The sequence below is a fragment of the Neorhizobium sp. PAMB6716 genome (assembly GCF_058242805.1).
The window spans coordinates 3,819,399-3,837,450 of record NZ_CM177835.1 but is presented as its reverse complement, the minus strand read 5'-3'; the positions used below and the strand labels follow the sequence as shown (position 1 = coordinate 3,837,450).

Sequence of the window (18,052 nt, the reverse complement as noted above, 5' to 3'; positions counted from 1 at the left end):
CGGGTCTTAACCCGAAGGCATAACACTGGCATCTTACTTGCAGGTTACCGCACCCGTCTCAGCAGGTGGTTTCGCCGTCATAACCCTGCGTGACGCAGACCGAACCCGGCGTCTGCTGCAGCACGCTGCGACGGATCGTATAATGTTTGGTACCCGTCTCATCCGGCTTGATCGAACCGGTGGTCAGGAGATCGATTTCCTGCTGGACATTGGCCAGATGGCGCGTGTCCGTCCGCTTCACCAGCATCGGCGTGACGATCAACGATAGCGCGATCGCTGCCGTGCCGAACAGCAGGGCGATGTTCAGAACGCCGGTTCTGCCTGATCTGACCGTGACCCTTTGCTGGGCACGAACAGTCTTCCAGAATTCCTCATCCATGAGAGCCTCGTTACGCAATTACTTTATCGAAGCTGCATATTGCACCCTTCGGCTAAAGGATCTGTTAACGTCGATTCATTCATCGCCGCCGAATTATGAAAGCTGTGGATAAATCAACACACCGACTTTTTGCGCCCGTTGCCCAAGCACTCACAGTTTGTTCAAGAATTCTCTTTGGTGCGGCGAAAATGGTGATGTCGAGAACCGGAGCGGAGCGTACATTTGGTACCTGAGCACCGGAAGCGCAGACATCGCCATTTGCAGCCCGCCAGAGGGAATTATGGGACAGACTGTCAGAGCAGATCCTGAAGGAAAGGGATCAGCGGCTCGTCCGCCGGCGGCATGGGATAATCGCGCAGCGCTGCAGGCCGAACCCATTTCAGTGCCTGCCCTTCCCGACCTGACGGAATACCCTCGTAACGACGGCAGACGTACAGCGGCATCAGCAGGTGAAACGTCTCATAGGTGTGGCTGGCAAAGGTCAGCGGCGCCAGGCACGCGACGCGTGTGACAATGCCGAGTTCTTCGTTCAGCTCGCGCACCAGCGTTTCCTCCGGCGTCTCGCCGGGCTCCACCTTGCCGCCGGGAAATTCCCAGAGGCCGGCAAGGCTCTTGCCTTCGGGGCGCTGCGCCAGAAGAATGCGGCCATCCGTATCGATGAGCGCGCAGGCGGCAACCAGAAGGATGGGGCGCGGCTTTGCCGTCTCGTTAGTTTCGCTCATGCGCCGGTCTCCTGGCGCCAGTAGCGATACTGGTAAGCCTCGGTGAAGCCGAAGCGGGAATAGAGCGCAAGCGCCGGAATATTGTCCACATGCACCTGAAGCCAGGCGGTGCGAGCGCCGCTGATACGGGCCCATCGCAGGGCGGCCGTCAGCATTTCGGTGCCTGCCCCCTGTCGCCTGCGATCGGCGGCAACCGCAAAGGAGAGGATGCCGGCAAGATCGGCATCCTGTACGCAAAGCGTCACGGCAACCGGGCCTTCGCCGGGATTTTCCGCAATGAACAGGCCGGTGGCCGGCTTGATGGCAGACAGGATTTCGGCCATCGCCGGCTTCAGCGATTGATCTTCGCCATGTACGGCAAGCGAGGCATCGATATAACGACCGATATCATGGCTCGGCAGATGACCGAGCGTATCGGGCAGTTCAAGCCCGGCCAGATCCGCCACCATGACGCTCACCGTCTCGAACGGCGCCCAGCCATCGGCGGCAAGCGTTTCGAGCAATGGCTTTGGCGAAAGCGGCGTCTCGCGCACGAGAAGCGTACGGCCATAATGCTCGAAGCGCTTGCGGGCCTTTTCGATGCGCAGTTCCACGTCACGGTGGTCGGACGGATCAAGCGGCACCAGGCAGTTCAGCCGCTTGGATGGATGCCCGCCCGTCAACCGCACCTGCCAACTGCCGTCATAGACCACGGAGGCCGCCGGCCAGGCGCGGAAGCCGACAGCTTCGAGACGCCGGACGAGCGGAAGATTGCCGTGGGGAGAAATTGCCTGCATCAAAAGTTCAGCTCCGGTAGTCGCCATTGATGGCGACATATTCCTTGGTGAGGTCACATGTCCAGACCGTTGCGGTGCCATGGCCAAGGCCGATATCTGCACGGATGACGATATCCTCCTGCTGCATGACAGCCGTTGCCGCCGCTTCCGAATAGGAAGGATCGCGTTCGCCGTCGACAGCCACCCTGACATCGCCGAACCAGATCGCCAATCGGTCGCGGTCCGCCATCTCGCCGGACTTGCCAACGGCCATGACAACACGGCCCCAATTGGCATCTTCGCCGGCCACCGCCGTCTTGACCAGCGGAGAATTGGCGATGGAGAGCGCGATGCGCTTGGCGGCAACATCGGTTTCGGCACCGGTCACGGTGACTTCCACCATCTTGCGGGCACCTTCGCCGTCGCGCACGACCTGCAGAGCCAGATCCTTCAGGAGATCGTTGAGGACCGCACGAAATCCGTCGATGCGCGGATCATCTGCTGTTTCCACCCGCACCTGACCGTCCGCCTTGCCCGTTGCAAAGAGAAGCAGCGTATCGGAGGTGGACGTATCGCTATCGACGGTCACCGAGTTGAAGGTGGCGCCGACGCCTGCCGACAGCAGCGCCTGCAGAGCGTCCGGCGCGATATCCGCATCGGTTGCGACAAAGGACAGCATGGTCGCCATATCAGGCGCGATCATGCCCGCGCCCTTGGCAATGCCGTTGATGGTGACGGTCACGCCGCCAATCTCTGCGGTGCGGGTGGCAACCTTCGGATAGGTGTCGGTCGTCATGATGGCCTTGGCCGCTTCCAGCCAGAAGCTGCCGGTGGCAGCGCCGTGCATGTCACCCAGAACGCCTGCAAATTTCGTCGCATCCAGCGGCTCGCCGATCACGCCGGTCGAGGCAAGATAGACTTCGCCGACATCGCAACCGACCGCCTCGGAAGCCGATTTTGCCGTCAACTCCGTCGATGCCCGGCCCTTCACGCCGGTAAAGGCGTTGGCATTGCCGGAATTAACCACAACCGCGCGGGCGCGGCCGTTACCAAGGTTGGCACGGCAAAAATCCACCGGTGCCGAGGGGCATTTCGAGCGGGTGAATACGCCCGCAACGGACGCCGGTTCATCAAACACCATCAGCAGCACATCGGTGCGGTTCTTGTACTTTATGCCGGCAGCAGCCGTTGCCATGCGCAGGCCCTTGATGGCCGGCATGTCGGGATAGGATTTGGGAGCAAGGGGAGAAACGGTTGCGGACATGTGCTTCAAGACCCAGACAAGAAAAGGCCCGCAAATGCGGGCCGGTTGATGAAATATCGAAAGCGGCTTATTCGCCCTTGGTCATGTCTTCATAACCCTTACGCAGGGTTTCGTCGACAATCTCGACCTTCTGGTCGGCCTTGGCCGCATCGATAATGGCAGAATATTTCTCCTGCATGACGATCTGGCGAACCTGCGGCTCGACCTGGTCGAATGCCGGCGGCTGCGCATCACGCTTGTCTTCCACCTTGATGACGTGGAAGCCGAACTGCGACTTTACCGGCGTCTTCGTGTAGGTGCCCTTTTCAAGCGCAAAGGCGGCTTCTTCGAATTCCGGAACCATACGGCCCTTGGTGAAATAACCGAGATCGCCACCGTCGGACTTGCTGGTGTCTTCCGACTTTTCCTTGGCGAGTTCGGTGAAATCCTTGCCTTCATCAAGCTGCTTGATGATCGCCTTGGCTTCGTCCTCGGTCTTCACCAGGATGTGGCGGGCGTGGATTTCCTCTTCCTTCGGCATGGCTGCGACTTCCTTGTCGTAGCGGGCCTTGACCTCTTCCGGCTTCAGCATTTCGAACTGCTGGCGCAGGTAGGCATTGTGCAGTTCGCGTTCCTGCAGGAAGGCCATGCGCTTCTTGAAGTCGTCGCTGTTCTGCAGGCCGGCTTCTTCAGCCTTCTTCGAAACAAGCTTGATGTCGATGATCTGCGACAGTGCTGCGACCTTCTTCTGATCATCCGGCATCTGCTGGTACTGCTGGCTCAGATTGGCGATGGCCGCGTCGAGTTCCGACTGATGGATTTCCACGCCGCCGACCTTGGCGACCAGGGCATCGTCCTGTGCAAAGGCGGGCGCCTGGAAAAAGACGGCCACGGCCACAGCGGCAGTCGCGAGGAATTTATGGCGAAACATAAGAAACTACCTTTCGAATTGGGCACCGGCCCCGGATGTCGAGACCGGCCGGAACACTGTCAGAAACACCGGATTGTGGCCATTCTGTAACGGCGGGAGCCGTTGACATCATTCGACCCCCCTCTTATCTGTCACGCTACTTCGCGTCCAGAAGAGTTTCCGGGCCGGTGTTTGTATTTTGCCTGTCGCACAGACAGTGCAAAACCACCTGCCGGAAGATGCTTTAAGGGATGCCACATCAGTTTGGAAAGGACCACTCGAATGGTCAGCTTCGGTGGGATAGCCCGCAAGTTTTTCGGTTCGGCCAATGAGCGCCGCGTCCGTGCCTATCGTTCCCGCATCGAAGCCATCGGTGCGCTGGAAGAACAGACCAAGGCACTCTCCGATGAGCAACTTGCCGCGAAAACCATAGAGTTCCGCGAACAGCTGGCTAACGGCAAGACGCTGGACGACCTGGTCGTGCCGGCTTTTGCCGTGGTGCGCGAGGCTTCGCGCCGCGTTCTCGGCATGCGCCCCTTCGACGTACAGCTCACCGGCGGCATGATCCTGAATGACGGCGCGATCGCCGAAATGAAGACCGGCGAAGGCAAGACGCTGGTGGGAACGCTTCCGGTCTACCTCAATGCGCTCTCCGGCAAGGGCGTCCATGTCGTCACCGTCAACGACTATCTCGCCAGCCGCGACGCCGCCATCATGAGCAAGCTCTACAGCTTCCTCGGGCTCACCACCGGCGTCATCATGCATGGCCTCGATGACGACCAGCGCCGCGCCGCTTACGGCTGCGATATCACCTATGCGACGAATAACGAGCTTGGCTTCGATTATCTGCGCGACAACATGAAATACGACCGCGGCCAGATGGTTCAGCGCGGCCACAACTACGCGATCGTCGATGAAGTCGACTCGATCCTGGTGGACGAAGCCCGCACGCCGCTGATCATTTCCGGCCCGCTGGATGATCGCTCGGACCTCTACAACACCATCGACGCCTTCATCCCGGCTCTGACGCCCGACGATTACGAGATCGATGAAAAGCAGCGCTCGGCCAACTTCTCCGAAGCAGGCACCGAGAAGCTGGAAAACCTGCTGCGTGAGGCAGGGCTTCTGAAGGGTGAATCGCTCTACGACGTCGAGAATGTCGCGATCGTCCACCACATCAACAATGCGCTGAAGGCCCACAAGCTGTTCCAGCGCGACAAGGACTACATCGTCCGCAACAACGAGATCGTCATCATCGACGAATTCACCGGCCGCATGATGCCGGGCCGCCGGTATTCCGAAGGCCAGCACCAGGCGCTGGAAGCCAAGGAAAAGGTGCAGATCCAGCCGGAGAACCAGACGCTCTCCTCGATCACCTTCCAGAACTATTTCCGCATGTACGAAAAGCTTGCCGGCATGACCGGTACGGCCTCGACGGAAGCGGAAGAATTTTCCAACATCTACGGCCTCGACGTCGTGGAAGTGCCGACCAACCTGCCGATCCAGCGTATCGACGAGGATGACGAGGTCTACCGGACCGGCGAGGAAAAGTTCAAGGCGATCATCGAGGAGATCAAGGCGGCGCATGCGCGCAACCAGCCGGTTCTCGTCGGCACCACCTCCATCGAAAAATCCGAACTTCTGGCCACCATGCTGCGCCAGGATGGGTTTGAGAATTTCCACGTGCTGAACGCCCGTTACCACGAGCAGGAAGCCTATATCGTCTCCCAGGCCGGCGTGCCCGGCGGCGTGACGATTGCCACCAACATGGCCGGCCGCGGCACCGACATCCAGCTCGGCGGCAATATCGACATGCGCCTGGAGCGTGAACTGGAGGGCATGGAGCCCGGCCCGGAACGCGATGCCAAGGAAGCGGCGATCCGCGAGGAAGTGAAGCAACTGAAGGCCAAGGCGCTGGAGGCCGGCGGCCTTTACGTGATTGCCACCGAACGCCATGAAAGCCGACGTATCGACAACCAGCTGCGTGGTCGTTCCGGCCGCCAGGGCGACCCGGGCCGCTCCAAATTCTACCTATCGCTGCAGGATGACCTGATGCGCATTTTCGGATCCGACCGCATGGATTCGATGCTGCAGAAACTGGGTCTCAAGGAGGGCGAGGCCATCGTCCATCCCTGGATCAACAAGGCGCTGGAGCGCGCGCAAAAGAAGGTCGAAGCCCGCAACTTCGACACCCGCAAGAACCTTCTGAAATATGACGACGTTACCAACGACCAGCGCAAGGTGATCTTCGAACAGCGCATCGAACTGATGGACGCGCCGGATCTGACCGAAACCGTCACCGACATGCGCCATGAAGTCATCGACATGCTGGTGACCAAGCATATCCCCGAGCGCGCCTATGCCGAGCAGTGGGATGCCAATGGCCTGAAGGAAGGCGTCGAACGCCTCCTCAACCTCGACCTGCCGATCCATGACTGGGTACAGGAAGAAGGCATTGCCGAAGACGATATTCGCGAGCGCGTGCTTGCAGCAGCCGATGCCGCCGCCAAGGATCGTACCGAACGCTTCGGCCAGGAAATCATGACCTATGTCGAGCGCTCCGTGCTGCTCCAGACGCTGGATCACCTGTGGCGCGAGCATATCGTCAACCTCGACCACCTGCGGTCCGTCGTCGGTTTCCGTGGTTATGCCCAGCGCGATCCGCTGCAGGAATACAAGGCGGAAGCCTTCGAGCTGTTCCAGGCGCTGCTTGCCAATATGCGCGAAGCTGCAACCTCCCAGCTGATGCGCGTCGAACTGATGCGCGACGCACCACAGGCACCGGAGCCACCGCCGGTCATGCAGGCGCACCATCTCGACGCCACCACCGGCGAGGATGAGTTTGCGACCGCTGCCCTCCTGCCGTTTGCAGCACCCGAGGACCGCGATCCGAACGATCCCGCCACCTGGGGCCGTATCGGCCGCAATGAACTTTGCCCCTGCGGCTCCGGCAAGAAGTTCAAACACTGCCATGGGGCGCTGATCGCCTGATCGGCAGGCATGAAGCACAGCCCTTCAAGGCATGATTCGCACAAAACAAAGGCCGCTCCGCAAGGGCGGCCTTTGGCGTTATGGCAGGAGAAAACCCGCACATCCCATGCCGGTGAGCCTCCGCCGCAATCGTTTCTTAACAGTAAAGACCGCATGATCGGGGCTGGATCCTTGCCCCAGCAGAACGTGCCCTTCATGACGGTTATCGACACAGCGCAGAAATTGCTGCCGCTCAGCGTGAAGACGCGGCTGTCACCGTTGCTGCGCGGGCTCGAACCGATCCTTGCCGGCAGCGATGAGACCGCACGCGCCCAGCGCATGGCGATCATTGCCTTTGCCATCCGGGTTCTCAGCGCGGCCATCGCCTTTGTCGCACAGATCGTCATGGCGCGCCTGATGGGCGAGTTCGATTACGGCATCTTCGCCTTCGTCTGGGTTCTGGTCGTGGTGTTCGGCAATCTCTCCTGCCTCGGCTTCCACACCACCGTCATCCGTTTTCTGCCGCAGCATCAGGCGCGGGGCGAGGATGATCTGGTGCGCGGCCTCAACTGGACGGCGCGGGTGTTTGCCCTGTTGTCGGCAAGCCTGCTTGCGGGCGTCGGTTTTGCCTTCCTTGGGCTTTTTGAAGAAGCGGTGGCCGATTACTGGCGCGTGCCGGTGTTTCTCGGCCTGTTCACCCTGCCCATGATCGCGCTTGGCGATGTTCTGGAAGGCACAGCCCGTGCCAATGGCTGGGCGGTTACGGCGCTCAGCCCGACCTATCTCATCCGCCCGCTGCTGATCCTTGTCCTGATGTTGCTTGCCATCCAGCTTGACGAACCGCGCACCGCAACCACCGCGATGACGGCAGCCCTTGCCGCCACCTATCTCACCACGCTCTTCCAGTTCATCCGCGTTACCTGGCGCCTGCGCCGCCACCTCGGCCCCGGTGGCCTTGCCTTCGACATCCGCCCCTGGACGCGCTTTGCACTTCCCCTCTTTCTCGTGGATGGCATCGGCTTCCTGCTCACCAATTCCGATGTCGTGGTCGTCGGCCTTTACCTGCCGCCGGACCAGGTGGCGGTCTATTACGCGGCGGCAAAAACCATCGCATTGGTGCAATTCGTCTATTTTTCGGTGAAGGCCGCCGCCGCCCCCGGTTTTGCCGCCATCATGGCCGGCGGCGACAGAACCGGGCTTGCCGTCTTTGCCGGAAAGTCTGCCCGCTGGAGTTTCTGGCCATCGCTTGCCGTCGGCCTTGGGGTCGCAGCACTCGGGCATCTGCTGCTGTCGCTGTTCGGGCCAGCCTTTACCGAGGGCTATCCGTTGATGCTGGTGCTGCTGGCCGGCATTCTGGCAAAGGCCTCCGTCGGCCCCGGCGAAGTGCTCCTCAACATGGCAGGCCGGCAAACGCTCTGCGTGGCGCTTTATGCCTGTGTGCTCTCTGCCAGCATTGCCCTCAATATCGTTCTCATTCCTCACCTCGGCCTGATGGGTGCCGCAATCGCCACGGCGTCTGCCATGACGCTCGAAGCGGTGCTGCTGCATATCGCTGTTCGCCGCACCCTCGGCATTGTCATTTTCGCGTTTGCGCGGCCGTGCCCCGCTATTTCAGATGAAAGGCCGGACGGTCATGACTGAACATCCGCCGATGACGAAACCGTTTGCCCAGGCGGCACAGGTCCAGTCACCCCGCTTCGACATGCCAGCACCCACGCGTCTATCGACCGAAGCACCCGCGGCGGCTGTTTCGCGACAACGGCCGGCAAGCCCCGTCGCACCGCTCACCATTGCCACCGGCCGGCCGGGCCGCACGCTTGCCATCTATCCCGGAGCCATGGGCTACGACCTGGAGGAGGAACTCGATTTTCTCTCCAACCGCGTCATGGAACCGAACATCTTCTTTGCCGGACGCGTGCTGGCGCCGGCCATGCCGCGGATCGAAGACCGCAAGGTGCAGCTGGCGCTGATCCGCGACGAGACCGAGCGCTCCAGCCGCATGCGCTTGCTCATGCCTTTTTCCGTCGAAAAACCCGGCTTTGCGCTCGGCGCGCCAATTCTTCGGGCGTGGTCAAACCCGTATGGGCCGCTTGGCACACCCCTGGTGGACGCCGAGGACGCAGCCGAAACGCTTGATAACCTCCTGGAGGCGCTGGGAGACCGGCAAACCTCTTTGCCCAAGGTCCTGGTTCTGCCGGATCTCAGGCTTTCCGGCCGATTTTCCCAGCTGATCCGCGCCGTCGCGGTCGGTCGCAACCTGCCGGTTTCCGTCACCGGCACCTATCAGCGCCCGATCCTGCACAGCAGCCTCGATGGGGAAACTTATCTCAGGCAATCGCTGTCTGCCCATCACCTGCGCGACATGCGCCGCCAGTGGCGCAGGCTTGAAGCATCTGGCACCCTCACCCATGATGTCGCCCGCCAGCCCGCCGATATCCGCCGCCGCACGGAAGAATTCCTGGCGCTTGAGGCGCGCGGCTGGAAGGGAAAGAAGCGTTCGGCCCTGATCAACGACCGCTACCATGCAGCCTTCGCCCGCGAGGCGATCGGCAACCTGGCCGAAGTCGACGGGGTGCGCATTCACACGCTCAATCTCGATGGCCGCGCGATCGCCTCGCTCATCGTCTTCATCATGGCCGGCGAAGCCTATACCTGGAAGACGGCCTATGACGAAGCCTATGCAGGCTTCTCGCCGGGCAAGCTGTTGATGATGAAGCTCACCGAATGGCATCTGGACGATGCCAACATTACCCGTTCCGACAGCTGCGCTGCCTTCGACCATCCGATCATGAGCCGTTTCTGGCGCGAACGCGAAACCATGGGCACGCTGGTCATCGGCCTGCAGGAAAGCCTGGACCGCGACACACGCCAGGTGGCGACCCAGCTTCATCTCTATCGCAACACCCGCAACATGGCCCGCCTGCTGCGCGAAAAGATCCTGCGGCTGCGGGTCCGCGAGGAATGATGCCCCGCCCTTGGCGCCTGATCCCATGCACTTTAACGGTTTTTGCAGGTCGTTTTGATATCGAAATGCCCGACAGCCGGCCTACGCAACCGCACACCTGCTTTCTGTCGCCCACGCCGGCATGGTCCGCACAAGGAAGCGCATGGCATCGGTTCTGCAGAAAGCCTATGCCCCCGCTTCGAGGATAGACAATGATGGACCTGATCAGCTTTAAAAACACCCATGACCAGCAGATCTACATCAACCCGCAGCACGTGGTCTATGTCGCCCGTTTCGAGGATCAGGTCACGGTCGTTGCCCTTGCCATCCCCCATAACGGCAGCCACTTCCAGTTCTACGTGCGCGGCGCTGCCGAACAGGTCAGGCAGAAACTTCTGGGGCCGCAGCACGGAAGATAATGAGATATTTTCACGGCCTTGAACTGGGGCCGGACGTAACAGGATGATCTGCCGACAAATCGGTTTAAGCGCGGTGCAGATCAAGATCTGCCTTTCCCTCACCTCAATTCGAGTGCGGGAAAAGGCCAACATTCCACAACGAAAACAAAGTCGAATTCGTAAAGTGGTGCCCCGTGCCGGAATCGAACCAGCACTCCTCTCGGAACCTGATTTTGAGTCAGGCGCGTCTACCAATTCCGCCAACGGGGCATCGAAAGTGGTGGCAGGCATCTAGCACAGCCTTGGCGGCCTGCGCAAGCGCTGCAACGGCGTCGGGACCATATCGCGCGAAGTCACGGAAATTTGGCTGCGGCAAGGGGTAGCGGTGCGGTGAGGCGCATTTACAGATGCAAGGCAGCCCTCTAGAGCAGGTCGTTGACCGCTTCCCCAAGGAGAAACCCCATGCTTTCCGCTGACCGACATCGCTCGCCGCTGATCAAATATTCGCTGGCGCTGGCGCTCGGCATGACGGCAACTGTGGGAACCGCTCTCGGTTTCCAGCATATCGGCGGCTATATCCCTTGCGCACTCTGCCTTCTGCAGCGCGAACCTTATTACTGGGCCATTCCGGTGGCGCTCGGGGCGCTTGCAACAGCTGCCTTTCGCCTGCCACCGGCAGTCACCCGCGGCCTTCTCGGCCTGATCGGCATCATGATGCTGATCGGCGCCGGCATCGGCGTCTATCATGCAGGCGTCGAATGGGGCTTCTGGGCGGGGCCTGCCACCTGCTCGACCAGCGCCAACGGGCTGACCACCAATGCCGGCAACCTGCTGTCGGACATCAACACCGTGCATGGACCTTCCTGCACGGAAGCGGCACTGCGCGTACTCGGCCTGTCCTTTGCCGGCTGGAACGTGATTGCAAGCGTGATCCTTGCCGCCATCGCCTTCAAGGGCGCTTTTACGCGCCGCGCCTAGGACTTTTTCCCGTCCAAAAAGCTTAAGGCTGAAGTTCGGTATCCCAGTAGAGATAGTCCATCCAGCTTTCGTGCAGATAGTTCGGCGGAAACAGCCGGCCATTGTTGTGCAGGTCCTGCACCGTCGGCTGATAAGGTCTTTGCGCCGGATGCATGCCCGCCTGCTTGGGCAATTTGCTGCCCTTGCGCAGATTGCACGGCGAGCAGGCCGCCACGACGTTTTCCCAGGTGGTTTCGCCGCCATGGGCACGCGGGATCACGTGATCGAAGGTCAGATCCTCGTGGGAGCCGCAATACTGGCACTCGAACCGGTCGCGCAAAAACACGTTGAAGCGGGTGAAGGCCGGGTTTCGGGTCGGCTGGATATAGGTCTTCAGGCTGACGACGCTTGGCAAGCGCATGGAGAAGGTGGGCGAAGAGACCGAGTGATCGTATTCCGCGATGATGTTCACACGGTCAAGGAAGACCGCCTTGATCGCGTCCTGCCAGGACCAGAGCGACAAGGGGTAATAACTCAGCGGCCGGTAGTCAGCGTTCAAGACGAGCGCCGGCAGGGCCTGCGGGGAGACTGCAATCGTCAACGGACGCTCCTCACCGATTCGGCTTATGTCCCTTCTATATTAGGTCTGTTGTTACAGGAATGTGAAGCCCCCTTGATGCCGCAGTCGACATCGCAGCGAATCATCCAAGCGGCAGCACGTCGCGGCGCATCACGCGGGCGTAATAGGCCCAGAACAGACGGGCGGCCACGGCGCGCCAGGGGCTCCAGCGTAATGCTCGCGCGGCAACGTCCTGCGCCGTCGGCCGCTGCGGCCAGTGGAAGGCATGGCCGACGGCTGCGCGAAGTGCCACATCGCCCGCCGGAAAGATATCCGGGCTGCCGAGGCAGAACATCCGGTAGACTTCCGCCGTCCAGGGGCCGATGCCGGGAAGCGCTACGAGCCTTGCCTGGATTTCGTCGTCTTCCAGCCCTGCCAGCGCTTCAAGATCAAGCCGGCCCTCGATCACGGCGCGGGCAAGTGTTTCGAGGGTCTTTGCCTTTGCGCGCGACAGACCGAAGCCCGCCACAACCGCTGGTCCATGGGCAAGATATCCGGCCGCATCAACCGGCCCTTGCGCCTCGATGCGCCGCCAGATGGCAGATGCACTGGCCTTGGAGACCATCTGCGACACGACGATATGGGCAAGCCCCTGAAAACCCGGCTCGGCAAGACGCAGCGGCACCGGGCCTGCCGCGTCCACCACATCGCGAAGGCAGGGATCGAGCCGGCAGAGAGCGACAATCCCCTCTGCAATATCTGCTTCGCTCCTGATCTTCGCCATCGTCATTTTCTCCAAGTCGTCGTAGAAAAGAGCATGCACAGCCCGTCCCGTCAAAATCCCGTCTTCCGTTTTGCCCCGAGCCCCAACGGCTTCCTCCATCTTGGCCATGCGCTGTCCGTGCTCACCAACGAGCAGATGGCGAAGGAGGAAGGCGGCCGCCTGCTGCTGCGCATCGAGGATATTGACCAGACCCGCTGCCGGGCGGAATTCGAGGACGAGATTTTTCGCGATCTCGCCTGGCTCGGTCTTGAGTTCGAAACGCCGGTGCGACGCCAGTCGCAGCATCTGGACGAGTATCACCTGGCCCTGTCGCGACTTGAAGCACTGGGTCTTGTCTATCCAGCCTTTCTCACACGCGGGGAAGTGAAGGCAAAGCATGCAGCGGCAGAGGCAAAAGGCAAGGCCTGGCCCCGCGACCCGGATGGCGCACCGCTCTATCCGCCGGACGACCGGCAAAGGCATGGCCGCGAGCGGGCGCATCTGTTGAAAAGCGGACTGCGGCACACGCTGCGCCTCGATATGCAAAAGGCGCTTTCGCTGGTGGCAAAGCCCCTCACGTTTCAGGAAACAGGCGATGGGGGCCAGGGCACGATGACAGCCGATCCCGCAGCCTGGGGCGATGTGGTTCTGTCACGCTCGGATGCGCCATCCAGCTATCATCTCTCCGTCGTGGTGGACGATGCAGCGCAAGGGGTCACCCATGTGGTGCGCGGGCTAGATCTCTTTCACGCGACGTCCGTCCATCGCCTGCTGCAGCATCTGCTCGGCCTGCCGGAGCCGCTTTATCACCATCACCGGCTGGTGCTGGGGCCAGATGGGCGCAAGCTGTCGAAAAGCGAGGGGTCGACGGGGATTGCGGCGCTGAAGGCATCCGGCCATTCACCGGCCGATATTCGCGGCCTGCTTGGCTTCTGAGGCAGCCTCGCGTGCACGTTTGCGCCGCTTGCCGCCCATCAGCCGCGATTTGGAAAGCGCCGACAGCACGCGGTATTTCATCAGCGCAGCGTTCACTTCGGCGCCCAGCATGAAGATGACGCCGACCATGTAGAGAAACACCAGCACGATCATGACCGAGGCAAGGCCGGCATAGGTCGCGGCGTAATTGGCAAAGGTTGCCAGATAAGAGGCAAAGATCAGCGCAAAGGCGCTCCAGCAGAGGATGGTGAGCACGATACCCGGCAGGATGTCGATGAGGCGCCGCGAACCCGCCGGCAGCCATTTGTGGCAGACGATCAGGCCCAGCACGAGCACGATGACGGTGCCGATGACGCCATAGCTCGAGATATTGGCCAGTTCGTCCCGCAGCCAGGGCATGTGCGATCCGGCAAAACGCACCGCAATCGGCAGCGCCACGAGCACGATGCTGATTGCGGCAAAGATCACCACCGCGACGATCACATACCCGAGGCTTGCAAGGCGGGTCACATACCAGGGACGGTTTTCCGGCACGCGATAGGCACGGTTCAAGGAAATGCGCAGTGCCTCGACGCCGTTGGAGGCAAAATAGGCCGCAGCCAGCACGGAAATCGTCAGCAGGCCACCGCGCGGAATTTCGAGCACGCGGCGGATTTCAGCTGCCAGCGGCTCGGCGATTGCCGTCGGCCAGGTATCGAACAGCAGATGCACTGCCGTTTCGGAAAAACTGCTGGCGCCGAGGAAACCGGCGAGTGCGGTGCCGAAAATCAGGAACGGAAACAGCGCCAGAAGCCCCGACAGCGCGACATGGCTTGCCAGCGCCCAGCCATCGTCATCGTTGAAATGACCATAGGCGTCGAAGAAGACCTTGTAGAAAAACTGATACCATCGAAGTTTCGGCGGTTCTTCGGCCAATGCGATCTCCGTTGTCACGTCCGCTCAAATATGGGAAACGCAAAGGCATTGTACAGGGAGAGAGCCTGTCGGGAGGAATAATGTCGCAAGCGCGCACCATTATCGTCACTGGATGTTCATCCGGGATTGGCGCCCATTGCGCGCGCGCCTTAAAAGCCGATGGCTGGCGGGTGTTTGCAACCGTGCGCAAGCCGCAGGATCTTCACGCGCTGGAAGCCGAGGGCATCGAGGCCTTCCTGATGGATTATACCAAGCAGGAGACGATCGATGCGCTGGTGGCCGATGTCATCACGCGCACCGGCGGGCGGCTGGATGCGCTGTTCAACAACGGCGCCTATGGCCAGCCGGGCGCGGTGGAGGATCTGAGCACCGATGTGCTGCGCCTGCAGTTCGAAACCAATGTGTTTGGCTGGCACGAGTTGACGCGCCAGGTCATTCCGCTGATGCGGGCGCAAGGCCATGGCCGCATCGTGCAATGCTCCTCCATTCTCGGCCTTGTGCCCTATCGTTATCGCGGCGCCTACAACGCGTCCAAACACGCCATCGAAGGGCTAAACGTAACGCTGCGCATGGAACTCGATGGCTCCGGGATTTTCGTGAGCCTCATCGAGCCCGGGCCGATTGCCTCAAGGTTCACCGCCAATGCGCTTGCCGCCGTGCGCGAACATATCGACATTGAAAACTCCGCCCATGCCGCCGAATATACCCGCCAGCTTGCGCGCCTCGATGGCAGCGGACCGGTGAACCGAAACAAACTGGGGCCTGAGGCGGTTTATACGGTTCTGCTTCATGCCTTGACCGCCAAGCGCCCGCGTCCGCATTATCTCGTCACTAAACCGGCAAAACAGGGAGCATTGCTGAAACGTCTGCTGCCCGCCGATCTGCTCTACCGGCTGCTGCGTAAGCTGGACTGACACCTACCTTTAGAAAAGGCATTCATCCCATGTCCAGTTTCACCACCATACTGGCCCTCGTCGTGATGGGGCTTGTGGTTCTGGTTCTGATCCGCGGGCTCTTCAACATGCTGAAGGGCACGGACGGCAACAAATCCAACAAGCTGATGCAGTTGCGCGTGCTGCTGCAGGCCATCGCCATCGGCCTCATCATGCTCACACTTTGGCTCACTGGCGGGGGACGCTGATCATGGTCAAGCTCAACAAGATCTACACCCGCACCGGCGATGACGGCACAACTGCGCTGGTAACAGGACCACGGCGCCTGAAGCACGACCTGCGTGTCGATTGTTACGGCACGATCGACGAAACCAATTCCGTCATCGGTGTCGCCCGCCTCCATACGCACGGGATGAGCCTGCTGGACGGCATGCTGTTTCGCATCCAGAACGATCTTTTCGATCTTGGCGCCGACCTTGCGACGCCCGATACCGGCGAAAAGGTGGAATGGGAACCGCTGCGCATCGTGCAGTCGCAGGTGGACCGGCTGGAAGCCGAGATCGACACGCTGAATGCAGAACTTGATCCCCTCACCTCGTTCGTCCTGCCGGGCGGATCGCCGGCGGCAGCGCATCTGCATGTCGCCCGCACCGTGTCGCGCCGCGCCGAACGGCTGATGGTCGACCTGTCGAAGATGGAGGGCGAAGTGGTGGGTGCCCCGGCGCTCAAATATGTGAACCGCCTTTCGGATTTTCTGTTTGTCGCGGCACGCCATGCCAATGACGGCGGCCGGGCGGATATTTTATGGGTGCCCGGCAAGAACCGCTAGGTGACAGGCGAAACTTGTGCCCGCCGGGAATGGGGACATGATCAAAAGGCACAATGCGACATGGGAAAAGGTTTTGTATTCGGCCTAAAAATGCGTATCCATGTCGCCCATTGACAATCAGCGGTGCGGGAGAAGCCGCATGTTCCCAATTGGTTCGATCTGAGGAAGGACGTCATGAAAATCCTGGTGCCTGTTAAGCGGGTGGTTGATTACAACGTGAAGATCCGCGTCAAGGCGGATGGCTCGGGCGTGGAACTCGCCAACGTAAAAATGTCGATGAACCCGTTCGACGAAATTTCCGTGGAAGAGGCGCTTCGGCTGAAGGAAGCCGGCAAGGCAGACGAGATCGTGATCGCCTCCATCGGTCCGGCCAAGGCCGAGGAAACCATCCGCACCGCGCTTGCCATGGGCGCCGACCGCGGCATCCTCATCGAAACGGATGAGGCCATCGAGCCGCTGGCCGTTGCAAAGCTTTTGAAGGGCGTTGTCGAAGCGGAAGCCCCCGGCCTCGTCATTCTCGGCAAGCAGGCCATTGACGACGACAGCAACCAGACCGGCCAGATGCTGGCAGCGCTCCTCGGCTGGGGCCAGGCCACATTTGCCTCCAAGGTGGAGATCGGCGAGGGTTCTGCCAAGGTGACCCGCGAAGTGGATGGCGGTTTGCAGACCATCGAGGTCAAGCTTCCGGCCATCGTCACGACGGACCTTCGCCTCAACGAACCGCGTTATGCGTCGCTGCCGAACATCATGAAGGCCAAGAAGAAGCCGCTCGACAAGAAGTCGCCGGCCGATTTCGGCGTCGACATGACGCCGCGCCTCAAGGTGATCAAGACCGAAGAGCCGGGTGGTCGCAAGGCCGGCATCAAGGTCACGTCCGTGGCCGAGCTGGTCGAAAAGCTGAAAACCGAAGCCGGCGTGCTGTAACCGGACGACAGGGAGAAAACGACAATGGCTATTCTTCTTCTCGCGGAACATGACGGCGCTGCCGTTTCCGACCAGACCGCCAAGGCCGTGACGGCTGCCGTGAAGATCGGCGGCGAAATTCATGTGCTTGTCGCCGGCGCCGGCGTTCAGGCCGCCGCAGAATCCGCAGCGAAGCTCTCGGGCGTCACCAAGGTTCTCGTGGCTGACGATGCGGGCCTTGCCAATGGGCTTGCTGAACCGCTCGCCGATCTCATCGTTAAGCTGTCAGGCGGCTATGACGTTATTCTTGCCGCAGCCACCGCATCGGCGAAAAACGTCATGCCACGTGTGGCGGCCCTTCTCGATGTGATGCAGGTGTCTGAAATCATCGAGGTTATCTCGGCCGATACGTTCAAGCGTCCGATCTATGCCGGTAACGCCCTGCAGACGGTACAGTCCACCGACGCCAAGAAGGTGATCACCGTGCGCACGGCAGCCTTTGCCGCCGTCGAGGCCACCGGTTCCGCCGCCATCGAAACCGTGGCTGCTGCTGCCAATCCGGGCCTTTCCAGCTTTGTTGGTGATGCGTTGTCCTCGTCGGACCGGCCGGAACTGACCTCGGCCAAGATCATCGTATCCGGTGGGCGCGCGCTTGGGTCCTCGGAAAAGTTCAAGGAAGTCATCCTGCCGCTTGCCGACAAGCTCGGTGCTGCCGTTGGCGCCTCGCGCGCTGCAGTGGACGCCGGTTACGCCCCGAACGACTGGCAGGTTGGCCAGACCGGCAAGGTGGTCGCCCCTGACCTTTACATCGCCTGCGGCATTTCCGGTGCCATCCAGCATCTCGCCGGAATGAAGGATTCGAAGGTCATCGTCGCCATCAACAAGGACGAGGAAGCGCCGATCTTCCAGGTCGCCGATTACGGCCTCGTTGGCGATCTCTTCGAAATCCTGCCGGCGCTCGAAAAGGCGCTCTGAG

19 protein-coding genes and 1 tRNA gene are annotated in these 18,052 nt (G+C 60.9%); 11 read left to right on the top strand and 9 right to left on the bottom strand.

Going from position 1 to position 18,052, the window contains the following annotated elements; genetic code table 11:
* Positions 1 to 58: 58 nt before the first annotated feature.
* The 5 genes from AC4CWH_RS18550 to AC4CWH_RS18530 form a co-directional block, all read right to left on the bottom strand.
* The gene (locus AC4CWH_RS18550) at positions 59 to 379 is read right to left on the bottom strand and encodes a hypothetical protein (RefSeq protein WP_491283567.1); all 321 of its coding nucleotides are present in this window, start codon (positions 377 to 379) and stop codon (positions 59 to 61) included.
* Positions 380 to 672: 293 nt separating this feature from the next.
* The gene (gene mutT / locus AC4CWH_RS18545; protein WP_491319854.1) at positions 673 to 1,101 is read right to left on the bottom strand and encodes an 8-oxo-dGTP diphosphatase MutT; all 429 of its coding nucleotides are present in this window, start codon (positions 1,099 to 1,101) and stop codon (positions 673 to 675) included.
* A complete protein-coding gene (locus AC4CWH_RS18540) occupies positions 1,098 to 1,904 on the bottom strand; it encodes a GNAT family N-acetyltransferase (RefSeq protein WP_491283565.1) in 807 nt (268 codons plus the stop codon). The genes mutT and AC4CWH_RS18540 overlap by 4 nt, the downstream gene beginning before the upstream one ends.
* Positions 1,885 to 3,120, bottom strand: coding sequence for a bifunctional glutamate N-acetyltransferase/amino-acid acetyltransferase ArgJ (gene argJ / locus AC4CWH_RS18535; RefSeq protein ID WP_491319853.1), 1,236 nt, complete (start codon positions 3,118 to 3,120; stop codon positions 1,885 to 1,887). The genes AC4CWH_RS18540 and argJ overlap by 20 nt, the downstream gene beginning before the upstream one ends.
* Before the next feature lie 67 nt (positions 3,121 to 3,187).
* The gene (locus tag AC4CWH_RS18530) at positions 3,188 to 4,030 is read right to left on the bottom strand and encodes a peptidylprolyl isomerase (protein ID WP_491319852.1); all 843 of its coding nucleotides are present in this window, start codon (positions 4,028 to 4,030) and stop codon (positions 3,188 to 3,190) included.
* A gap of 261 nt (positions 4,031 to 4,291) precedes the next feature.
* Between AC4CWH_RS18530 and secA the strand changes: the two genes are divergently transcribed.
* The 4 genes from secA to AC4CWH_RS18510 all read left to right on the top strand — a co-directional run bounded on the left by secA (position 4,292) and on the right by AC4CWH_RS18510 (position 10,342).
* Complete coding sequence (gene secA, locus AC4CWH_RS18525; protein ID WP_491319851.1) at positions 4,292 to 7,000, top strand: preprotein translocase subunit SecA; 2,709 nt, start codon at positions 4,292 to 4,294, stop codon at positions 6,998 to 7,000.
* 195 nt (positions 7,001 to 7,195) lie between these two features.
* Positions 7,196 to 8,620, top strand: a complete 1,425-nt coding sequence (locus AC4CWH_RS18520; RefSeq protein WP_491319850.1) for a lipopolysaccharide biosynthesis protein — start codon at positions 7,196 to 7,198, stop codon at positions 8,618 to 8,620.
* Positions 8,621 to 8,681: 61 nt separating this feature from the next.
* Positions 8,682 to 9,944 (top strand): GNAT family N-acetyltransferase, encoded by a 1,263-nt coding sequence (locus tag AC4CWH_RS18515; protein WP_491321477.1) that lies wholly within the window; start codon positions 8,682 to 8,684, stop codon positions 9,942 to 9,944.
* Positions 9,945 to 10,135: 191 nt separating this feature from the next.
* On the top strand, positions 10,136 to 10,342 hold the full coding sequence (locus AC4CWH_RS18510; protein WP_491283560.1) for a hypothetical protein: 207 nt from the start codon (positions 10,136 to 10,138) through the stop codon (positions 10,340 to 10,342).
* Between the two features lie 164 nt (positions 10,343 to 10,506).
* Here AC4CWH_RS18510 and AC4CWH_RS18505 read toward each other — a convergent pair.
* A tRNA-Leu gene (locus AC4CWH_RS18505) sits at positions 10,507 to 10,591 on the bottom strand.
* 192 nt (positions 10,592 to 10,783) lie between these two features.
* On the opposite strand from AC4CWH_RS18505, the gene AC4CWH_RS18500 reads away from it, so the two are divergent.
* Complete coding sequence (locus AC4CWH_RS18500) at positions 10,784 to 11,299, top strand: disulfide bond formation protein B (RefSeq protein WP_491283514.1); 516 nt, start codon at positions 10,784 to 10,786, stop codon at positions 11,297 to 11,299.
* A gap of 22 nt (positions 11,300 to 11,321) precedes the next feature.
* Here AC4CWH_RS18500 and AC4CWH_RS18495 read toward each other — a convergent pair whose 3' ends face one another.
* Entirely contained in the window at positions 11,322 to 11,879 is a 558-nt protein-coding gene (locus tag AC4CWH_RS18495; protein WP_491283513.1) for an HNH endonuclease, read from the bottom strand.
* A gap of 100 nt (positions 11,880 to 11,979) precedes the next feature.
* On the bottom strand, positions 11,980 to 12,621 hold the full coding sequence (locus AC4CWH_RS18490) for a DNA-3-methyladenine glycosylase family protein (protein ID WP_491319849.1): 642 nt from the start codon (positions 12,619 to 12,621) through the stop codon (positions 11,980 to 11,982).
* Between the two features lie 33 nt (positions 12,622 to 12,654).
* On the opposite strand from AC4CWH_RS18490, the gene gluQRS reads away from it, so the two are divergent.
* Positions 12,655 to 13,536 (top strand): tRNA glutamyl-Q(34) synthetase GluQRS, encoded by an 882-nt coding sequence (gene gluQRS, locus AC4CWH_RS18485; protein ID WP_491319848.1) that lies wholly within the window; start codon positions 12,655 to 12,657, stop codon positions 13,534 to 13,536.
* Here the strand turns inward: gluQRS and AC4CWH_RS18480 are convergent.
* A complete protein-coding gene (locus AC4CWH_RS18480) occupies positions 13,501 to 14,451 on the bottom strand; it encodes a YihY/virulence factor BrkB family protein (protein WP_491319847.1) in 951 nt (316 codons plus the stop codon). The two genes, gluQRS and AC4CWH_RS18480, sit on opposite strands and share 36 nt — an antisense overlap.
* Before the next feature lie 80 nt (positions 14,452 to 14,531).
* Here AC4CWH_RS18480 and AC4CWH_RS18475 point away from each other — a divergent pair, with 80 nt between their 5' ends.
* The 5 genes from AC4CWH_RS18475 (at position 14,532) to AC4CWH_RS18455 (ending at position 18,051) form a co-directional block, all read left to right on the top strand.
* The gene (locus tag AC4CWH_RS18475) at positions 14,532 to 15,365 is read left to right on the top strand and encodes an SDR family oxidoreductase (protein WP_491319846.1); all 834 of its coding nucleotides are present in this window, start codon (positions 14,532 to 14,534) and stop codon (positions 15,363 to 15,365) included.
* A 29-nt stretch (positions 15,366 to 15,394) separates the two neighbouring features.
* On the top strand, positions 15,395 to 15,592 hold the full coding sequence (locus AC4CWH_RS18470) for a twin transmembrane helix small protein (RefSeq protein ID WP_491283507.1): 198 nt from the start codon (positions 15,395 to 15,397) through the stop codon (positions 15,590 to 15,592).
* A 2-nt stretch (positions 15,593 to 15,594) separates the two neighbouring features.
* The gene (locus AC4CWH_RS18465) at positions 15,595 to 16,173 is read left to right on the top strand and encodes a cob(I)yrinic acid a,c-diamide adenosyltransferase (RefSeq protein ID WP_491283506.1); all 579 of its coding nucleotides are present in this window, start codon (positions 15,595 to 15,597) and stop codon (positions 16,171 to 16,173) included.
* A gap of 174 nt (positions 16,174 to 16,347) precedes the next feature.
* Positions 16,348 to 17,097, top strand: a complete 750-nt coding sequence (locus AC4CWH_RS18460; protein ID WP_491319845.1) for an electron transfer flavoprotein subunit beta/FixA family protein — start codon at positions 16,348 to 16,350, stop codon at positions 17,095 to 17,097.
* Between the two features lie 24 nt (positions 17,098 to 17,121).
* Complete coding sequence (locus AC4CWH_RS18455) at positions 17,122 to 18,051, top strand: electron transfer flavoprotein subunit alpha/FixB family protein (protein WP_491319844.1); 930 nt, start codon at positions 17,122 to 17,124, stop codon at positions 18,049 to 18,051.
* Position 18,052: the final 1 nt, after the last annotated feature.